The 18,430-nt window shown below is 69.7% G+C and carries 16 protein-coding genes and 2 riboswitches; all 16 genes read right to left on the reverse strand.

Going from position 1 to position 18,430, the window contains the following annotated elements; genetic code table 11:
• Window positions 1–25: 25 nt before the first annotated feature.
• The 16 genes from bluB to ACWHYQ_RS01735 all read right to left on the reverse strand — a co-directional run bounded on the left by bluB (window position 26) and on the right by ACWHYQ_RS01735 (window position 18,353).
• Window positions 26–733 carry a 5,6-dimethylbenzimidazole synthase gene (gene bluB / locus ACWHYQ_RS01660; RefSeq protein ID WP_447974030.1) on the reverse strand — a complete coding sequence of 236 codons (708 nt, stop codon included), beginning with the start codon at window positions 731–733 and terminating at the stop codon, window positions 26–28.
• Between the two features lie 34 nt (window positions 734–767).
• Entirely contained in the window at window positions 768–2,303 is a 1,536-nt protein-coding gene (locus tag ACWHYQ_RS01665) for a cobyric acid synthase (RefSeq protein WP_447974031.1), read from the reverse strand.
• Between the two features lie 2 nt (window positions 2,304–2,305).
• The gene (gene cobJ / locus ACWHYQ_RS01670; protein WP_447974032.1) at window positions 2,306–4,255 is read right to left on the reverse strand and encodes a precorrin-3B C(17)-methyltransferase; all 1,950 of its coding nucleotides are present in this window, start codon (window positions 4,253–4,255) and stop codon (window positions 2,306–2,308) included.
• A complete protein-coding gene (locus ACWHYQ_RS01675) occupies window positions 4,249–4,923 on the reverse strand; it encodes a precorrin-8X methylmutase (protein ID WP_447974033.1) in 675 nt (224 codons plus the stop codon). Before ACWHYQ_RS01675 ends, cobJ begins: the two co-directional genes overlap by 7 nt.
• Before the next feature lie 4 nt (window positions 4,924–4,927).
• Window positions 4,928–5,734, reverse strand: coding sequence for a precorrin-4 C(11)-methyltransferase (gene cobM, locus ACWHYQ_RS01680; RefSeq protein ID WP_447974034.1), 807 nt, complete (start codon window positions 5,732–5,734; stop codon window positions 4,928–4,930).
• Window positions 5,731–6,489 (reverse strand): precorrin-2 C(20)-methyltransferase, encoded by a 759-nt coding sequence (gene cobI / locus ACWHYQ_RS01685; protein WP_447974035.1) that lies wholly within the window; start codon window positions 6,487–6,489, stop codon window positions 5,731–5,733. The genes cobM and cobI overlap by 4 nt, the downstream gene beginning before the upstream one ends.
• Window positions 6,476–7,753, reverse strand: a complete 1,278-nt coding sequence (gene cbiE, locus ACWHYQ_RS01690; RefSeq protein ID WP_447974036.1) for a precorrin-6y C5,15-methyltransferase (decarboxylating) subunit CbiE — start codon at window positions 7,751–7,753, stop codon at window positions 6,476–6,478. The genes cobI and cbiE overlap by 14 nt, the downstream gene beginning before the upstream one ends.
• Before the next feature lie 15 nt (window positions 7,754–7,768).
• Window positions 7,769–8,881, reverse strand: coding sequence for a cobalt-precorrin-5B (C(1))-methyltransferase (locus ACWHYQ_RS01695; RefSeq protein WP_447974037.1), 1,113 nt, complete (start codon window positions 8,879–8,881; stop codon window positions 7,769–7,771).
• Between the two features lie 35 nt (window positions 8,882–8,916).
• Window positions 8,917–9,879 (reverse strand): sirohydrochlorin chelatase, encoded by a 963-nt coding sequence (locus ACWHYQ_RS01700; RefSeq protein ID WP_447974038.1) that lies wholly within the window; start codon window positions 9,877–9,879, stop codon window positions 8,917–8,919.
• Window positions 9,880–9,904: 25 nt separating this feature from the next.
• Window positions 9,905–11,305 (reverse strand): cobyrinate a,c-diamide synthase, encoded by a 1,401-nt coding sequence (locus tag ACWHYQ_RS01705; protein WP_447974039.1) that lies wholly within the window; start codon window positions 11,303–11,305, stop codon window positions 9,905–9,907.
• A 114-nt stretch (window positions 11,306–11,419) separates the two neighbouring features.
• Window positions 11,420–11,607: riboswitch (cobalamin riboswitch) on the reverse strand.
• A 97-nt stretch (window positions 11,608–11,704) separates the two neighbouring features.
• Window positions 11,705–12,514 carry an ABC transporter ATP-binding protein gene (locus ACWHYQ_RS01710; RefSeq protein ID WP_447974040.1) on the reverse strand — a complete coding sequence of 270 codons (810 nt, stop codon included), beginning with the start codon at window positions 12,512–12,514 and terminating at the stop codon, window positions 11,705–11,707.
• 9 nt (window positions 12,515–12,523) lie between these two features.
• Window positions 12,524–13,558 (reverse strand): FecCD family ABC transporter permease, encoded by a 1,035-nt coding sequence (locus ACWHYQ_RS01715; protein WP_447974041.1) that lies wholly within the window; start codon window positions 13,556–13,558, stop codon window positions 12,524–12,526.
• Entirely contained in the window at window positions 13,555–14,463 is a 909-nt protein-coding gene (locus ACWHYQ_RS01720) for an ABC transporter substrate-binding protein (protein ID WP_447974042.1), read from the reverse strand. Before ACWHYQ_RS01720 ends, ACWHYQ_RS01715 begins: the two co-directional genes overlap by 4 nt.
• Before the next feature lie 30 nt (window positions 14,464–14,493).
• A complete protein-coding gene (locus tag ACWHYQ_RS01725) occupies window positions 14,494–15,075 on the reverse strand; it encodes a DUF7676 family protein (protein WP_447974043.1) in 582 nt (193 codons plus the stop codon).
• A gap of 70 nt (window positions 15,076–15,145) precedes the next feature.
• The gene (locus ACWHYQ_RS01730) at window positions 15,146–17,122 is read right to left on the reverse strand and encodes a TonB-dependent receptor plug domain-containing protein (RefSeq protein WP_447974044.1); all 1,977 of its coding nucleotides are present in this window, start codon (window positions 17,120–17,122) and stop codon (window positions 15,146–15,148) included.
• A 28-nt stretch (window positions 17,123–17,150) separates the two neighbouring features.
• Window positions 17,151–17,392, reverse strand: a riboswitch (cobalamin riboswitch).
• 73 nt (window positions 17,393–17,465) lie between these two features.
• Window positions 17,466–18,353 carry an ABC transporter substrate-binding protein gene (locus ACWHYQ_RS01735; protein ID WP_447974045.1) on the reverse strand — a complete coding sequence of 296 codons (888 nt, stop codon included), beginning with the start codon at window positions 18,351–18,353 and terminating at the stop codon, window positions 17,466–17,468.
• Between the last annotated feature and the right edge of the window lie 77 nt (window positions 18,354–18,430).

The following is an 18,430-nucleotide window of genomic DNA, read 5'->3' on the forward strand; positions in this document are numbered from 1 at the left end:
GCTGTTCCCGCGCGCGCCTCGCTGGCTACCGTCGTCCATTGCCTTGGCTCGCCGGGCTGCCGTCGTCGGCTTGCCGCTGCCCCCATCGCTCATAGAAGGTCAGCGCCTCGACCGGCAGCCTGGCCCGCCAGCCGGCCTGCTCTAGGTCTGGCCGCGCGCCGAACTCCGCGACATAACCCAGGCAGAGGTAGGCAACGACCTTGACGGGGCGGGGAATGCCCAGGAGCCGCTTGAGCGCCTCATAGTCCAGAATGCTGACCCAACCGACCCCGATCCCCTCGGCCCGGGCGGCGAGCCAGAGGTTCTGGATCGCGCAGCAGGTGCTGTAGAGGTCGGTCTCGGGGACCGTGGCGCGGCCGAGCACGTGCGGGCCGCCCCGCTGTCGCGTGCAGGTGACACACAGGTTGACTGGGGCCTCCTCGATCCCTTCGAGCGTCAGGCTCCGGTAGAGCCGCGCCCGCTCGCCGCGATAGCGTCGCGCCGCCGCCGCGTTGGCCTTGAGAAACTCGGCCTTGACCGCGCGCTTCGTCGCCGCGTCCCGAACGACGAGAAAGTTCCACGGCTGCATAAAGCCGACCGAGCCGGCATGGTGGGCCGCGCGCAGTAGACGGTCGAGCACGTCGTTGGAGACGGGCGTGGGGAGGAAATTCCGCCGCACGTCCCGGCGTTCGAAGATCGCCCGATAGACCGCCGCGCGCTCGTCCGCTGAAAACCGTCCGTTCGCGACTTTCATCGCCGATCCATTCTTGCTGGTCCGGTGCAACCCTTCACAAGCCGAGGAGCCGAGCTACCGCCCGCAGGTCCACGGCCCCGGCTACCACCTCGGCCAGCTTCTGCAACCCCTGGCCCCGCCTCATCGCATAGGACGGCCCCGGCTCGTCGGGACAGGGCCGGTCCAGCCAGCGGCTGAGGAGACACTGCCGGAACCGGTCGTTCTCGAAGAGGCCGTGGGCGTAGGTTCCCCAGACCCGGCCGTCCGGGCTGCGTGCGCCGTCCTCTGAGCTTGCAGACCCGGCGACCGTTCCGGAGCGCGCACGTACGAGGAACGCCGGCGCACAGTCCGACGCCCGCGTGGTCCGGCCCAGATGGATCTCATAGCCGCTGAGCTCGCCGAGTTGGTCGGCGTGGGTCGCACAGACCCAGGGCCCGGCCGGCTCACATCGGATCGGCAGGGTCTGCTTGACCCGCTCCAGCACCGTGTCCACTGGCAGGAGCCCGAGCCCTTCCGCCTCTCCGCCCGTCGTTTCCATCCCGTAGGGGTCGTCGATGCGCCGGCCCAACATTTGATAGCCGCCGCAGATGCCGATCACCCAGCCGCCCTCCCCGGCGAGGCGCCGGATCGCCCGATCGAGGCCCTGCCGACGCAGCCACGCCAGGTCCTCCATCGTGTTCTTGCTGCCGGGCAGGATGGCCACCCGACAGGCCGCAAGCTCGTCGGGGGCCGTGACGAACCGGACCGCGACCTCCGGCTCCGCCTCGAGCGGGTCCAGGTCGGTGAAGTTGGACAGGCGTGGCAGGCGCGGCACGCCGATGGCGAGCCGGCCGGATTCCCCACCGTTCGGCCGGCATCGGTCGTCCAAAGCGACACTATCCTCTTCGTCCAGGCGCAGATCCGGAATGTAGGGAATGACCCCGAGGACCGGGACGCCCGTGCGGCGTGCGAGGGCCTCCAGCCCTGGCCCCAGCAGGGAGCCGTCGCCCCGAAACTTGTTGATCAGGAAGCCCGCCACGCGCTGGCGCTCCTCGGGTTCGAGCCATTCCAGGGTGCCCAGCAGGGCGGCGAAGACGCCGCCCCGGTCAATGTCGCCCACGAGCAGGACTGGCGCCCCAGCCAGCGCGGCGACCCTCATGTTCACGATGTCGTGCGCCTTGAGGTTGATCTCGGCCGGGCTCCCCGCCCCCTCGATCACGACGACGTCCACCTGCGCCGCGAGCCGACGGTAGGCCGCCTCAACGACCGGCCACAGCTCCTCCTTGTACTGGTGATAGGCCTTCGCGGCCATGGTGCCGACGGCCCGGCCCAACACGATCACCTGCGAGCCCGTTTCGGAGGTCGGCTTGAGCAGTACCGGGTTCATCTCGGCCTGCACCGGCATCCGCGCCGCCTCGGCCTGGAGTGCCTGGGCCCGGCTGACCTCTGCCCCGTCGGCCGTCACGAAGGCGTTCAGGGACATGTTCTGGGCTTTGAACGGGGCGACCCGCAGGCCCTGGTTTGACAGGATGCGGCAGAAGGCCGCCACGAGCAGGCTCTTGCCCACGTGCGAGCCGGTCCCCTGGATCATGAGGGCCTTGGCCTGCGCCATGGTTACCGATCTCCTTCGGCCACGCGGGCCCCCTCGCCAACTTGCTCGCTGGTTTGATCGCGGAGCTCCTCGCAGCGTCGCGCGGCGGCTGGATAGCCTCGCGACGTGACGAGCCGGTCTCCCAGGACGCGGGTCGCGCAGCTTCCGATGAGAATCGTCGTTTCCATGTCCACCTCGCAGGTGGGCAGGTTCGCCAGCGTCGTGACCAGGGTCCGGCAGCCCGGCCGGCCAGCGCGCGTGACGACGCCGACCGGGGTCGCCGGGGGCCGGTGCTCCAACAGAATCCGGCAGGCCTCGTGGAACGGCTGCGTCCGGCTTGCGCTCTTGGGATTATAGAGGGCGATGACGAAGTCGCTCTGGGCCACCGCCTCTAGCCGCCGCACGATCTGCGGCCAGGGCGTGAGCCGGTCGCTCAAGCTGATCGCCGCGAAATCGTGCATGACGGGGGCCCCGAGCAAGGCCGCGCAGGCCGACAGCGCGGTGATCCCTGGGACGACTACCACCTCGACCCCGGAGGCCGGCGCCCAGCCCTGCGCCGCGAGGACTTCAAACACCAATCCGGCCATCCCGTAGATCCCGATGTCGCCGCTCGAGACCAGCGCAACCGTTCTGCCCGCCATCGCGAGCCGGACAGTCTCCCCCGCCCGCTCCCGCTCCTTCGTCAGCTCGCCGGGGATCACCGCTTTGCCGGTGAGCAGGTCGCGGATCTGGTCGAGGTAGCGGCGGTAGCCGAGGACCGTGTCCGCTTGGGCCAGCGCCGCGAGCGCCCGCGGCGTCAGGTCCGCCCGGTCGCCGGGGCCTAGCCCCACGAGCAAGATGCGCCCTGGTGAGCGCGGCCAGTGCGTGCCGCGCGCCACCGCCACGGTCACCCGGCCCTGCCGATACTTCGGTACGACGAGCGTCCCCCGCCCACTGGCCAACAGGGCGGCTGGCTCGGCCACCCCAGGCGTCCCCACATGCCGCTCGACGAGGGAGGAGGGCGTCGGCCCGCCGCCCGCACGGAGCTCATGAGCGTGGTACCAACGCAGCGGTAGCGCATGCCGCTCGGCGAAGGTCAGCAGCCCAGTCTCATCCCGTTTGTGCGCGAGGCTTGCCACGACGCGCAGGCTCCCGAACGCCAGCCCGTTTCGGGCCAGACAGGCATGCACGGCGTCTTCGATCTCTTCCGCAGTCACCCCCCGTTCACACCCGATGCCGAGCGCCAGCGTCCGCGGCCGGTAGAGGACCAGCGGGGGGCGCGGGCTGCCGGGCCACCCCTCGAGGATCGCCGGAAGAGCCCGGTCCGAGATAAGAACCGCGGCCGCATAGGAGCCTGGCTGGACGGCGGCCAAACTGGTGACGAGCGTCACGTGGGCAGGCAACGGCTCCTGTCGCCAGGCTGGCTCGCCGGCTTCCTGACAGATCAGCAGCGGCTCGCCGTTGACCAGCGCCGCCATGGCCGCGGGAAGTCCTTCTTCCTCCTCCAATCGCCACCCAAACTCCTGTCCCAACAGATCCAACGCGGGCAGCCCCAGGCTCTCCGACGCCGTGGTGAGGACGGGCGCCGCGCCGAGGACCGCGGCGACTGCCTGGGCCATAACGTTGGCGCCGCCGCGATGGCCGCCGAGGAGGCTGATCACGTGCCGGGCCTCGTCATCCACAACGAGGACGCCGGGATCCTCCTGTTTCCCGCGCAGCAGCGGCGCGAGCACCCGCACGACCACCCCCGTGGCCGCAAAGGCGATCAGGAAGCGCCCGGCGGCGAACAGCCTGGCCAGGAGCGACCCGATGGGCTCCCGATAGGCGCAGACCATGGAGGCCTCGGCCGCGGCGGCAAACCGTGCCGGGACATAGAGCGACGCCCCCGGAGTCGCGGCGAGGAGCCGCCGTCCCTGCTCGGCGCCGCGGCGGGTCACCGTGACGATCGCGACCTGGTCCCAGGCGATGGGCTTGTCGGGCTTCTGCCTCACCACAGGCTGCCTCCCTCTAGGGGACCGGGCGGCGATGCCTTGGGCACGTCACGGGCCGCGAGCGTGAGCAACTGATTGACGGCCGCGACGGCCACGGCGCTCCCTCCCTTCCGCCCACGGCACAGGATCGCCGGGACATCCGTCTCGCACAAGCGTTCCTTCGCCTCGGCGGCCAGGACGAACCCGACCGGCATCCCAATCACGAGCGGCGGCCGGATCCGCCCCGCGCGGATCAGCTCGACCACCCGGATCAACGCGGTCGGCGCGTTGCCGATCACGACGACCGCATCCGGATGCTCCACGGTCACCTGCTCGATGGCGACGGCGGCACGGGTCGTGCCCGCCTCGACCGCCTGGCGCCGCACCGCCTCGTCCCGGATCACGCACCGGACCTCGACCCCCAGCCACGCGAGCAGGTCCTGCCGCAATCCCGCGGCCACCATCTGCACATCCACGACGAGCGGCCGCCCCTGGCGGAGCGCCTGCAGGCCAGCCTGGACGGCTCCCAAGCGGAACTCCGTCGTCCGTGCAAACTCCAGGTCCGCCGACGCCTGCACCATGCGCGTGACGATCTCGAACTCGTCCGGAGCAAACCCGTGTACCCCAATCTCGCTCCGGATAAGGGCGAGGCTCTCCGCCTCGATCGAATCAGGCAGCCGCCGAAAGGCCATCGGCCTATTCCCCTCCCTTCGCCCGAACCCCGCGCCGGTACAGGTGCGAAAACGACGGATCGTAGAGCCGGGAGCGGGCCTCGGCCCGGCTGTCGGCGCCGAAGACGCGGCCGACCAGGATCAGGGCCTGGCGCGTCAGCTTCGCGGCCCGGACCTGGCCAGCGATCGTGGCCAGGGTTCCGCGGAGGATCCGTTCGTCCTCCCAACTTGCCCGGTAGACGACCACGACCGGCGTGTTCTCCGGATAGCCGCCGGCGCGCAGGTCGCGGACGACCCTGGCGAGATGGCCGGCGCTGAGGTAGAGCACGAGTGTGGCCCCATGTCGCGCCAGCTCCTCCAGCGCTTCCCCCGGCGGCATGCCTGTCCGGCCTCCGGCGCGGGTGAGAATGACGGTCTGGGCGAGCCCCGGCCTGGTCAGCTCGGCGCCGAGCGACGCCGCGGCGGCGGAGACGGCGCTGACGCCCGGTATGAGCTCATAGGCGACCCCCGCCTCGGCCAAGCGTTCCATCTGCTCGTGGATCGCCCCGTACAGCGACGGGTCGCCGCTGTGCACCCGGACGACACGCTTGCCCGCCCGGGCCGCGGCGACCATCAGCGCCGTGATCTCTTCCAGGGTCATCGAGGCGGTGCCCCGGACCTCGGCCCCCGCCTTCGCATAGCGCAGGATGCCCGGGTGCACCAGCGAGTCCGCGTACAGTACCACGTCGGCACGGGCCAGCCGTCGCCGGCCCCGGACCGTGATCAGGTCTGGCGCCCCCGGCCCCGCGCCGATGAAAGAGACCACCGTCGGCTTGCCCACGGGTTTGATCACGAGCCGCCTTGCGTGCTCACACAGGATGCCCGCCGAACGGCGCGCGTGCGACACACTAGTACCGTTGCGAAATAGGACAGCGGCTGGCCGACCCTGGACCGCAGGTCCCGGGTGATCCGCTGGTCCGGCCGGCCACATTCCTCCACAAGCACCGCCGCCTCCGTTAGGCCGAGCCGGTCCAGCCGCGCGACGAGCGGCTCGTAGGCGCTCCGCACCTTGAGCAGCACGACCGTGTCGAATCGGTCGAGAACCGCCTCGATATCGTCCAGCCCGTCCGTCGCCGAGAGGACCGCGAGCCGCTCCGTCCGGCGCGCGAGCGGGACTCCCGCCGCCGCGGCGCAGGCCGTGACGGCCGAGACCGCCGGGACCACCTCGATGGACAGATCCGGCAGGGTGCGGCGCGTCCGGTCCAGGAGGTCAATGAACGTGCTGAACAGCAGCGGATCCCCCTCCGTGACGAAGGCGAGGTCCGTCCCGGCCGCGAGCAGCGCCACGGCCTGGTCCGCCGCCGCCTCTCTGGCCGCCGCGATCGCTGCCTCCGCCCCCAGCATGGGATAGGGCTGGAGGATCAACTTCTGGCGGGGACGGATCCACCGGCGCACGATCCCGAGCGCCACGCTCGGCCGGTTGGTGCTGTGCGGGACCAGCACGGCTGGGACCCGGCGCAGCACCCGGACCGCTTTGAGCGTGATCAGGTCCGGATCGCCGGGCCCCACGCCCACTCCGTACAGCCGCCCCGGCCTACGTACCTGCACCAGCAGCCTCCTCCGGTCTCAGGCCCGGTCCGCCCCCGCGGCGAGCCGCGACGAGATAGACCGGGTTCAACGCCTCGAGCCGCAGCGAGCCGGCGATCGGCACGCCCCGCGCAAGCTGGACCTGGAGCACCTCCGGCGTTGCGCCCGCGGGCGCGCACCAGGCCAGGAACTCGCTCAGGTGGCCCAGGACGACCAGATTCGCGACCAACCGGCCTTCCGGCGCGAGCCGCTGCCAGCAATGGGTGAGCACGGCTGTCAGCTTGCCGCCCGTCCCGCCGATGAAGACGGCCTGCGGGTCCGGCAGCCGGGACAGGACATCCGGCGCCTCGCCCTCCACCACCGTGACTGAGCCGGCGCGGTGCCGCGCCAGGTTCGTCCGGAGACAGCGGAGCTGCTCGGGGTCCCGCTCGACCGCGAAGATGGGCGCGCCCGGCATCCGTCGCGCCAGCTCGATCGAAACCGCTCCTGCGCCGGCGCCGACGTCCCAGACCACCCAACCAGGCCTGGCTCCAAGGGCGGCGAGGACCAGCGCCCGCACCTCTCGCCGCGTCACCTGGCCCCGCCAGGTCTCGAGCGCCGCCTCGTCCACCTCGAGCGCCTCTCCGCTCGGCAGGCCTTGCCCAGACACCGGTTCGAGAATCAGCAGGACATTCAGCGGATCGAACCGATCGGCCGCAACAGCGCGCAAGGTCCCCGCCGCAATCCGCTCGCCGGCTTCGCCCAGCCGCTCGGCGACAACCGTCCGGCGGTCCGGGCTGCCGGCCGCCAGGAGCGCCGCCGCGACGCGCGCCGGGGTATTCACCCCGTCCGTGTAGAGGGCCACCTTCGGATGGGACAGGGCCGCGGCAACGACGGATTCGATCGGCCTCCCGTGGGCCGAGAGGATGAGCGCGTCATGCCACGGCACGCCGATCCGGGCGAAGGCGGCCTGGACCGCGCTGACCTGCGGGACAATCTCCAACCGGTCCGGCCCCAAGGCCCGGGCCAGGGTCGCGCCGATCCCAAAGAGCAGCGGGTCTCCCGAGGCGAGCACGACGACCCGCTTGCTGGGCGCGGCCCGCAGCCGCTCGACGATTTCCAGCACGTTGTCCGTGATGGGCCAGCGCTCCCGCCCCACCCCCGGCAAAGCGGCGAGGTGGCGTGGGGCGCCGCAGAGGATCTCCGCCCTCTGCACACGGCGCCGGAGGTCCATGGACCAGCCGGCCGGCCCGCCGGGCGGCACCCCGACGACCAGGATGCGCTCATTGGCTCCCCTCGCGGTCATCGCCTTCCCCTCCCCCTACCGGTCCGCCCCGGCCGGACACTGCACGAGCAGCGTCCCGTCGAAGTCGAACAGCAGGACCCCGACGGCCAGCCGGTTCTGCACGTAGGTGCGACATTGCGCGATCACCTCCCGGCAGAGGCCCTCCAGCACGGACGTCGCGCCAGCCGCCAGCACCAGCTCGCCGACATGCCGCGCCGTATTCGCGGCCAGGATCGCGTCGCGGAGCGTCCCGGTCGCCCCGTAGCGCGCCGCCAGTTCGGCCAGGAATTTCGTGTCCACCCGGTTGCCGGCCGCATGGGTCTGCATGAACCCCTGCGCGATCTTCGAGAGCTTGCCGACCTGGCCGCTCAGGGTCACACGGCTGATCCCGGCCTTCACGCAGGCCTTGAGCGCCGCGCCGGTAAAGATGCCCATCTCGACGAAGGCGATCTCCGGCAGATCTTGCCGCACCGCCATGGCGAACCGCTCGGTGGTGCCTCCGGTCGAGAGCACGACCTCGCGGCAGCCGCCGGCCGCCGCGACGTCCACGGCCTGGACGACGCTGGCGCGCCAGGCCGCCGTGGAGTAAGGCCGCACGATCCCGGTCGTCCCCAGGATCGAGAGCCCGCCGACGATCCCCAGCCGCGCGTTGAGCGTTTTCTTCGCCAGCCGCTCGCCATCCGGGATCGAGATCGTGACGGTCAGGCCCTGCTCGCGCAACCGGGGGCCGAGACTCTCCTCGACGACCGCCGTGATCATCCGCCGCGGCACCGGGTTGATCGCCGGGCCACCGATCTCCAGCCCCAATCCTGGCCGGGTCACGGTCCCGACGCCCTCGCCGCCGGCCAGCTCGAGCCCGGGCTCCGCCCGCCACCGCAGGGCTGCCCGGATCTCCGCCCCGTGCGTGACGTCCGGATCATCCCCCGCATCCTTAACAATCCCGCACGAGACCTGCCCGTCCGCGACGACCCAGTTGACCGGCGTGAACGTGGCGTCCCGGCCAGCCGGGAGACGGATCGTCACCTGCGACGGGGGCTCGCCGCCCAGCAGTACTTGCAGCGCCGCTTTCGTCGCCGCCGTCGCGCAGGCTCCGGTCGTGAACCCGGTCCGCAGACCCCGACGGGACCCTGGAGGCCGGCTCTCTTCCATGGCCTCACCCGGCCCGAGGCGAAGACGCCCTCCTCTTACCCATGGTGGAACTGGGTCCGCGGCCCGTGATGATGCCCCCCGTTTCCGGCTTCGCCATGGCGCTCGTCCGAGGTGCGGCTGCGGAGCCCGTGGTGATGGTCCGTCGCGATGGGCGCCCCGCGGTCAGCCTCGAACCCCGGCAGCGCCGCCCGGTACTTGCAGCAATCACAGGTCATGAGTGCGGGCCCGTCCAGCAGCTCCTGCAGCCGCAGCGTCAGGGCTTCGACCAGGTTCGGATGCACACCCAGGTGACGCCCGCACCGGATGTCCACGGCGCCGGCCCGCGCGGCGAACTCCGCCGTCTGTTGCGTGATCCGTTTCACGAGGATGCCGGTAAACAGAAAATAGGGGAGCACGATCAGCGCCTCGCACCCCAGCCGGAGACAGCGGGTCAGGCCCTCCTCCAGCGTAGGGGCCGTCAGGCCGGCAAAGGCGATCTCGACGGTGGCCAGCCGGCGCCCCTCCCAGAAGAGCCGCGCCACCTTGGCGACGTCACTGTTGGCGTCCGGGTCGCTGCTGCCCCGCCCGACGAGCAGCACCGCGGTGCGGGCGCGGTCCGGCAGCGGCCGGCCGTCCTCGACCTCGCGCAGGCGCTCATCCAGGATGGCGGTCAGCAGCGGGGTGATTCCCAGATGCCGGCCGTAGCGAAACGTGACGTGCGGGTACTGCTCCCGCAGATACCGGATCGCCGCCGGAACGTCCGTCTTCAGGTGGGAGGCGGGCACCAGGAACAGCGGGAGCACGAGCACCTCGCGGACGCCCTGCTCGACCAGCTCGGCCGTCGCATCCAGGATGGAGGGCTCGACGAACTCGAGGAAGGCCGGCTGCACCACCATCGGGGCCCAGGCCCGCTGCACCTCGGTCAGGAACGAAAAAAACTCGGCCATGCCGTCGTCGTCGCGCGCGCCATGGAACACCAACAGGACACCCGTGGTGCGCGAGACTTGGATTCTGCTCATGCGCGTCTCCCCTCCCTTGCCTGAGTTACGACAGACGGCCGCCCGGCCGCGACGCCCCGCCTAGCCCAACGGTCTCGACCAGGTGCCTGGCTACCGCCGGATTGCTGGCGAAATGGATGTGCGTGTAGGACGCCAGGGTATTGCCGACCAGATACCCGTCCGGTTTCTCGGTCCCGCCCCGCTCGCGCGCGATCGTCAGCGCGGCGGGCACGTCCTTGTGCAGCTTGAGGGTGGAGTAGTGGAACTCATGTCCCCGGGTCACCGTGCCGCTTGCGCCCAGCACACAGGCCCGCTCGACCCGGACCAGGGTGTAGCCCAGGCTCAGCCGCCGCTTGGTCATGACCGTTTGCGCCGGGAGCACGCCGCACATGGGGAGCACGGCGCCGTCGCTCCGCACCAGGCTTTCGCAGAGGTACATCAATCCTCCGCACTCCCCGTAGATGTGTCCGCCGGAGTCGGCAAAGCGCCGGATCGCCGCACGCATCGCCGTATTCTCTGCCAATCCCTTCGCGTGCAGCTCTGGATAGCCCCCGCCCAGGTACAGGAGGTCGGCCGGCGGCGGGGCGGCGTCTCGCAGAGGGGAGAACGGCACGAGCCGGCAGCCGAGATGCGCGAGCAGGTCTAGGTTGTCCTGATAGTAGAAGTAGAAGGCCTCGTCCCAGGCATAGGCGACGACCGGGCCCCCCGATGCAGTCGCCGGCCCATCGAAGCAGCGCGGTGGGCGCGGGGGCAGGGCCGGCGCGCTCCGGGCGATCTGGACGATCGCCTCCAGGTCGAGCGTCTGCTCCGCTAACGCGACGATCTGCTCGTGCGCCCGCTTGATCTTGGGGCTCTCCCCGCCCGCATAGAGCCCGAGGTGCCGGCTGGGGATCGCGACCGTATCCGACTCCCGCAAGGTGCCCAGCACCGGCAGGCCGGTGAGCCCGCCGATCGCCTCCCGCAGGTAGTCCTCGTGCTTCGCCGTGCTGACGCGGTTGAGGACGACACCGGCGAGCCGCAGCGCCGGATCCAGCTTCTGAAAGCCCAGCGCCACGGCGGCGGCGGACCGGGCCATCGCCCGCGCGTCCATGACGAGGAGCACCGGCGCCTGGAGGATCTTCGCGAGGTGCGCCGCACTTCCCCGCTCATCGAGCCCTGAGGCTCCATCGAAGAGGCCCATCACCCCCTCGATGATCGCGAGGTCGGCCCCCGCGGCTGCGCGGTGGAAGAGCTCCTGCACGACCTCCTCGCCCATCAACCAGGTGTCCAGGTTGCGTGAGGTCCGGCCGGTCACGGCCTGGTGGTGGGTCGGGTCAATGAAGTCCGGCCCGGCCTTGAAGGGCTGGACCGACAGGCCCCGGCGGGTCAAGGCTCCCATGAGCCCGAGCGCGACCGTGGTCTTCCCGACCCCGCTGTGCGTGCCCGCAACGACCACCCGTGCATCCATGGCCCGTTTTCGCTCTCAGACGGCGGACAAAAAAAATCCCCAGGGCGGACCGTCCCTGAGGATTGCACCCGGCGTTTCAATCCTCTGCCACCGGCTCCCCACCCCACGGAGGACCGGAGGTCGAGGTCGGGGGAGGTCTTCTGGCTCTTGGATCCTCCTACTCCCCGCGCCTTCCCGCCCGCGTCGGCGGACAGTGGCTGTGGCGGGTTTCGTCCCCAATTACAGCGGCGGGACCGCGAGGGCCTCTCACCCTCTTCCCTGTTCTTTCCCTTCCGGGAAACCCCCAGACCGTCGAGGCCTATGTCGAACGGAGGCACTCTACTGCCCTTGGCTTCCGCTTGTCAACGGAACGCCGCACCAACCCGAGTCGCTCCCGCGAGGCGTGGCGGGCCCTGGGGTTCATACTGAGTCTATGAGCTGGTCCGCGACGTCCAGCACCGTGATCGCCAGCCCGCCCGTCAGCGGATCGGGGGCGACGCGGGCGACGATGCCGAAGACGTCCGCCAGCCGCTCCGGCGTGAACACCTCGGCGGGTTTGCCTGCCGCGACCAGCGCGCCCCGTTTGAGGATCAGCACGCGATCGCAGAACCGGCTCGCCATCTGGAGATCGTGCAGGGCGGCGACCGTCGCGATGCGCTCGGTCTCGACAAGCTGCCGCACCAGCCGCAGCACCCGGAGCTGGTGGGAGAGATCGAGGCTGGCCGTCGGCTCGTCGAGCAAGAGCAGCCGGGGCCGCTGCGTCAGCGAGCGGGCCAGCACGACCCGCTGCCGCTCGCCACCCGACAGCTCGGTCATCAGCCGGTCAGCGAGCGCGGTGGTGTCCGTCTCGCGCATCGCCTGGCGGGCGAGGGCGTCGTCCTCCGCGGTGAGGGGCTCGAACCGCCGGCGGTGCGGAAAACGCCCCATCAGGACCACATCCAGGACCGGAAAGGCGAAATCCACCGCGACCGCGGTCTGGGGGACCACGGCCACACGCCGCGCCACCTCTCGCTGGGCCAAGCGGGCGAGGTCCGCGCCCTCGAGCAGCACCGCCCCGCCCGACGGCTCCAGCAGCTTGGCCAGCAGCCGCAGCAACGTCGTCTTCCCCGCGCCGTTCGGACCGACCAACCCGATGAACTCACCGGGCGCGATGGACAGGTCCACCCCGTCCACGAGCACGTAGCCGTCGCAGACCTTCCGGATGTCTCTGGCTGTGACAATCGCGTCCACGTGATTCCGTTAGACTGCCTCGGTCCGCCGCCGGTGGCGCTGGAGCAGGACCATGAAGAACGGTGCCCCGATCGCCGCCGTGACGACCCCGAGCCGCAGCTCCTCGGTCGGCACCGCCACCCGCGTGAGGAGATCCGCCCAGATCAGAAACACGGCGCCGGCGAGGAAGCTGGCGGGCAGCAAGACCCGATGGTCCGGCCCGAGGAGCAGTCGGACGATATGCGGCACGATCAAGCCGACGAAGCCGATGATCCCGCTCACCGAGACCGCCGCGCCCGCGACGAGGGCGGTCAAGGTCAACAGCCAACGCCGGAGCCACGGCAGGTCCACACCCAGGCTGCGCGCGCCCTCCTCCCCCGACACCGCCAGCACGTTCAGGTCCCGGGAGAAGAGCAAAAGCCCCAGACAGCCCGCCAGGACCGGCCCGCAGACCAGCCCCACGTGCGGCCAGCTCCGTCCGTCCAGCCCCCCGAGCAACCAGAACATCATTTCCCGGAGCACGAAGATGTTCTGCGCAAGGCTCAGGAGAAAGGAGGTCATGGCCGTCAGAAACGCGTTCAGCGCGAGGCCGGCCAGCAGCAACGTGGCGAGCGGCGTTCGCCCGTGGGCTGAGGCGAGCCGGTAGATCGCCAGCGTCGCACCACCGGCCCCCGCAAACGCGAGCAGCGGCACCGCCCACAGGTACGAAGCCGACAACCCGAAGGTGAGCGCGGCCACCGCGCCGAGTGCGCCCCCGCTGCTCACCCCGATGATGCCGGGATCGGCCATCGGGTTGCGGAAGAGCCCTTGCAGGACCGCCCCGGTGATCGCCAGCGCTCCGCCGACTAGGAGCGCCAGCAGTACCCGCGGCAGCCGGAGCTGAAACACGATGGCGGCCTGGGCGGGCGAGCCGGCATCCAGATGCACGCCCGGCAGCGCATCGAGAAACAGCGCGACGACCGTGCGGAGCGGCACGTCCACAGAGCCGATGGCCGTGGCGCCGATCACCGAGCCCAGCAGGAGCACCTGCAACCCCAGGAACACCGCGCCGGTCCGGCCCGTCACATCGAGGCTCCCGCAAAGGCCTCGGGATGCAGCAGGCGCGCCAGGGCCTCCACCGTCTCGGCGACATGGTGGGAGGAGGTAACCAGGAGCCGGCCGGGCAGCAGGTACACCCGGCCCGTCGCCACCGCACGGCTGTGCCGGAAGGCCGGATGGTCCCGCAACGCCTGGGCGAAGCCGGGATCCCGTCGTTCAGTCTGCCGCATCACGATGACCTCCGGATCGCCCACGACCACCTGCTCGAGCGACATCTTTTTCCAGCCGGTGATCCCCAGAAGCCCGGCGAGATTCTCTCCGCCAGCCGCCTGGATGACGTCGTCCGTGATCGTGCGGCGCCCGGCGACGAAGCCGCCGGCGGAGTAGGAGAGGACCCGCGGCCGCGGCCGCCCGGCGACCCGTCGCGCGACCGCCGCCAGCCGCCCGTCCATCTCGGCGACCAACTCCTCGGCTCGTTGCGGCCGCCCCACAGCCTCACCCAAGGTCCGGATCAGGTGGCGAATCCAGTCGAGCGACTCGAAGCCCTGGATCCGTACCGTCCGGATCCCCAGCGCCTCGACCTGTCTGACGATGTCCGCCTGGTGCCCGCCGATGGCCAACAGGTCCGGCTGGAGGCTCAGGATGCGCTCGACATCGCCCTTGAGGCGGACCGGAACCCGCTCGGCCCGGATGACCACGTTTGAGGCCTGGGGGTCGGTCGCCAGATAGCTCAGCCCCACGAGCAGGTCCGGCGCCAGGTCGAGCAGGATCTCGTCGCTCGTGATGTTCACAGAGAGGACACGGGCCGGGCCTGTCCCCGGCGCTGGACGGCCGGCCGGGGCGGTCGGGGTGGTGCCCGCCGTCCAGGCGACCGTCGCCAATCCGCTGAACAGCAGCAGACCGCCTATCGCCGCTGCACCTGGGCTGCGCATGGCCTCCATCCTGTACCAGCCGGCTATCCGCTAGTGGCCGGCCGGGGCCGCGGCCTCCTGCTCCTCGGGCATCCAGGGAACCGCCCCTGGCAGATACTTCACCCGCATCTCGTTCCAGAGGGCCAGCCGGCTCCAGTCCGGTTTCTGCGGCTTCATCCGCTCATTCAAATAGGGATTCGGGAAGAACACGGTCAGCATCTGCTCGCCGGCCCCGTTCCACATCCGGAAGCCCCAACTCCCGCCGGCACAGCCTCGCCCCAGACTCCGGAAGAAGCCCGCCTTGGAAGCCCGCCGGATCCGGGCCAGCGCTTCGGGAGTCGGGTTGGCCTTGGTGCCGCGATGCTCCCCGAGGCAGAGATGAAAATGCCAGGGGCCTAGGTCCACGGTCAGGTACCCATCCAGCATCGAGACCTTCTGCGGCGGCGCCGTGAGCCGGATCTCGAACACGGCGCCTTGGATGCAGGGGCCGAAGACGATACGGGACCAGTGCGTTTCGAAGAGGTCGCGGAGGAGGCCCAGCAGAGCCTCCTCCGTCGGCTCCATGTACTCGTAGTGATAGCGGGCGCCATCCTGCTCCTCGATCGTCTCCGTGCGATAGCCCTGTGTTGGCATGGACCGCTCCTTTCAGGTTGCATGGCGGCCGCAGGCACCGGCGCCCGGTCGTCGCAGGCCGCGTGCCCGCTCAGCCGAGATCGAAATTTACCTTGACGCCCCCATAGATCGAGCGGATGGGCGTGCCGAAGAATAGGATCTCTTCATACCGCCGATCAAACAGATTGTCCACCCTCGTGTACACCTGGACCCGCTTGGTGAGATCATAGGTCGCGGCCAGGTTCCAGACATCGAAGGCCTGCAGCTTCTGGGCATTCAAGGCGTCGTTGAACCGCTCGCCCATGTACCGGAACTCGACGTTGACGCGCAGGGGCTCTATGGGCTGGTAGCTGACGACCGCGCTCCACTGGTTGACCGGCCACTGCGGCAGACGGCGTCCCACGTTCCGCTGGAGGTCTCTGGTGATCGTATAGGTGTACTGGCCGTGGAAGTCCAGGCTTTTTATCCAGGGCAGGTCCCTGGCCAGCACGACCTTGACGCTGCTCTCCCACCCCTGGGCCTTGGCCAGGCCGATGTTCTGCGCGCAGAACCCCGATGAACTGAGGGGGCCGCAGACCGCCGGATTGAAGACCGAGAGGATCAGGTTCCGGTACCGGGTCCAGAAGTAGCCCGTGCTCAGCGTCACACGTTGATCAAACAGGTATTGGTCCACCCCCGCATCGAGGCCCTGACTCTTCTCCGGCTGCAAATTCGGGTTGCCGAAGCCGGGGAAAAAGAGCTGGTTGAGCGTGGGGGCCCGAAAGCCGGTCGCATAGCTCCCGCGGAGCTTCGTCCCCGTTTCCTTGTGCAGATACCCGCCCGTGACCCGATAGGTGGTGGCGTTCCCGAAGACGTTGTACGCATCCTGCCGCAGACCGGCCGTGCCAAACACGCGATCCCAAAGATCCAGTTGCGCCTCGGCGAACCCGGCATGGGAGGAGATGATCCGATTCGTAAATCTCGGATCGTTCTCCCCCTGCTGCTCCCGAAACTGGTAGCCGGCGGTCACGAGCAGCGGTGGGGCTACCTGAACGTTGTGTTGCCATTCGATCCGGTTGCTCAGCAGGTGGATCGTCACCGGCGACCCGGATGGCACGCCGGTCGCGCCCGTCCTGAGGTCCCGAAAGAAGGTCCCGGGGTGCGAAAAGAGCTTCTCCTGATACCGGCCCGCCGTGAGCTTTTGCTTCCACCAGTCGGTGAAGGGCTGCCGGTAGGAGCCGGTGAAGACATACTGATCCCGCCGGTTGATGGCGCCGAGGACATCGGCGGGATTGGCGCCGTTGAAGCCGTCAATGTTGAGCAGACTCTGGAGCCAGCGGACGTCAAAATCTAGCCGCCCCTCCTTCGGCAGGGCGACCCCCAGGCGGCCGGAGCCCTGCCAGTTATGGAAGCCGTCCCGCTCCGTCGCCCCGCGGCGGTAGTTGATGGCCGAGAACGAGGTGACGTCCCACCGGGTGAGCGTCGCAGAGACGTCCACCGGCCCTTTCTGGCCGCTGAGGCTCGCCCCTTCCCGGAGCGACTGGAAGGAGCCGTATTCCTGGAACGCGCCCAGCTTCGGGGGACCCGTCCCGCGCTTAGTCGTGATGTTGATCACTCCGCCCAGCGCGTCGGAGCCCCACAACATGCTCTGGTTGCCTCGGAGAATTTCGATCCGTTCGATGTTGTCGGTGGTCAGGCTGCTGAAGTCAAAGGAGCCGGCGGTCGCGCTGTTGACGATCGCCCCGTCAATCAGCACCAGGGTCTGCTCGGGGTTGCCGCCCCGCATCCGGGCGGTCGCCAACGTACCCGGCCCGCCGAACTGAACGAAGGAGATTCCCTCCGCGAACCGCAGCGCCTCCGCCACGGTCTTGAGGCTCCGCCGTTGCAGCTCTTCCCCGGTGATGACCTCGACCGCGCTGGTTAAATGGCTGACGGGCACCTCCGTCTTCGTTGCGCTGACGACGACGTCCTCCGTCTTCACGACCTCTCCCGACGTCTCGGGATCTTCCGCAAGTCCCACCCCGGGCCACCCGATGACAGCCAGGACGCCCCACAGGCTGGCGACACAGGCCCACGCAACACCCGCCATCGTCCACCTCCCTTATGCTCGAAGGGCTGAGTGGAAGAGTCCGGCGGTCGGGTCTCCTGACTCGCGGATCGTCGCGCGCCCGCGCCTTCCCGTCCCGGAAACGAACAGCCGGCAGCACACAGCGAGCAGCTTGGCTTGCCGCTCGCTATGCGCCACTCGCTATGCGCTTAAGGAACAGTGGCTCCCGTGCGGGCTTGCTCCCCGCTTACAGTGGCGGCACCGTGATGGCTTCGCACCATCTTCCCCGTCACCGCCGGACGTTCCTCTATGCTTCCTTCTTGATATCCCCTCCTGTTGGTTGCATCGTACGCGATCTCGACAAAGCGAGGTCGGACCCGCTCCCTCAGTTTCCACTCGCTGGCTCGACATCGGGGTGAAGCAGTCTGGCTAGCGTCTCCAACCCCTCGACCAGACGGGGGCCCGGGCGCGTCAGCAGCTCGCCAGGGACGCGGAACACCCGGCCGAGCCGAACGGCGGCAAGCTCTCTCCAGGTGTCCAGCGGAGGCAACTCACCGGGCCGCTCCGGCTCGTGGGTCCCCAGCGCCAACACGATGATTTCCGGGTCCTGCTGATGCACCTCATCAAAGCCGACCGGCACGGCGTCCCCGCCGCGCGCCACGACATTGGCGGCGCCGGCCCAGGTCAGCAGGTGATGCGTCAGGGTCCCCGCCCCGATCGCGAGCGGCGGCGCAGCCTTCACAAGACAGAGGACCCGCCGCCGGGGCAGGGACGCGGTCTGCCGTTGGATCCTGGCCGTCCGTTCCCGCAGGACTGCAGCCAGGGCGTCGGCAGGGCCGGACCGTCCGACCATCCGGCCGATCGTCTGGATTTGGGCAAACACGTGTTCGATGGTCCGGGCATGCAGGACAAAGGTCGGGGCCTTCAACCGCTCCAGCGCGCTCATCAGCTCGCTGCCCAGTCCCTCTTTCGGACAGAGGACAAGATCGGCCCGCAGATCCCCGATCGCATCCAGGGCCGAAGGCAAGACGCCGACCTTGGGTTTCGTCTGGACATCGGGAGGATAGTCGCAGGCTTCCGCGACGCCGACCAGCAGGCTGCCAGCACCGATGGCATAGAGAATCTCCGTGGCCCCGGGCGCCAAGGAGACCACGCGGCCCGGTGGGCTCGCCAGGTAGATCTTGCGCGTCAGGTCATCAACAAACGTACGTGACGCCAGGTTCGCCATAAACGGCATCCCGGTCAGGATGCCCTGCTGCCGTCGTTTCTTCATAAAGAGCGGTCAGCAAAATCGCTGGCAGCCAATAGCCAATAGCCCAGGACCGCTAACCACGGCCGCTTCGCTACTCG

The organism is Nitrospira sp. Kam-Ns4a, assembly GCF_965152595.1.

Coding starts and splice junctions, on each gene's coding strand:
- cbiE (WP_447974036.1), bottom strand. CDS start 7,753: ATGACCGCGAGGGGAGCCAATGAGCGCATCCTGGTCGTCGGGGTGCCG.
- ACWHYQ_RS01695 (WP_447974037.1), bottom strand. CDS start 8,881: ATGGAAGAGAGCCGGCCTCCAGGGTCCCGTCGGGGTCTGCGGACCGGG.
- bluB (WP_447974030.1), bottom strand. CDS start 733: ATGAAAGTCGCGAACGGACGGTTTTCAGCGGACGAGCGCGCGGCGGTC.
- ACWHYQ_RS01705 (WP_447974039.1), bottom strand. CDS start 11,305: ATGGATGCACGGGTGGTCGTTGCGGGCACGCACAGCGGGGTCGGGAAG.
- ACWHYQ_RS01730 (WP_447974044.1), bottom strand. CDS start 17,122: ATGGCGGGTGTTGCGTGGGCCTGTGTCGCCAGCCTGTGGGGCGTCCTG.
- ACWHYQ_RS01735 (WP_447974045.1), bottom strand. CDS start 18,353: ATGAAGAAACGACGGCAGCAGGGCATCCTGACCGGGATGCCGTTTATG.
- ACWHYQ_RS01700 (WP_447974038.1), bottom strand. CDS start 9,879: ATGAGCAGAATCCAAGTCTCGCGCACCACGGGTGTCCTGTTGGTGTTC.
- ACWHYQ_RS01675 (WP_447974033.1), bottom strand. CDS start 4,923: ATGGCCTTTCGGCGGCTGCCTGATTCGATCGAGGCGGAGAGCCTCGCC.
- ACWHYQ_RS01725 (WP_447974043.1), bottom strand. CDS start 15,075: ATGCCAACACAGGGCTATCGCACGGAGACGATCGAGGAGCAGGATGGC.
- ACWHYQ_RS01720 (WP_447974042.1), bottom strand. CDS start 14,463: ATGCGCAGCCCAGGTGCAGCGGCGATAGGCGGTCTGCTGCTGTTCAGC.
- ACWHYQ_RS01665 (WP_447974031.1), bottom strand. CDS start 2,303: ATGGCGCAGGCCAAGGCCCTCATGATCCAGGGGACCGGCTCGCACGTG.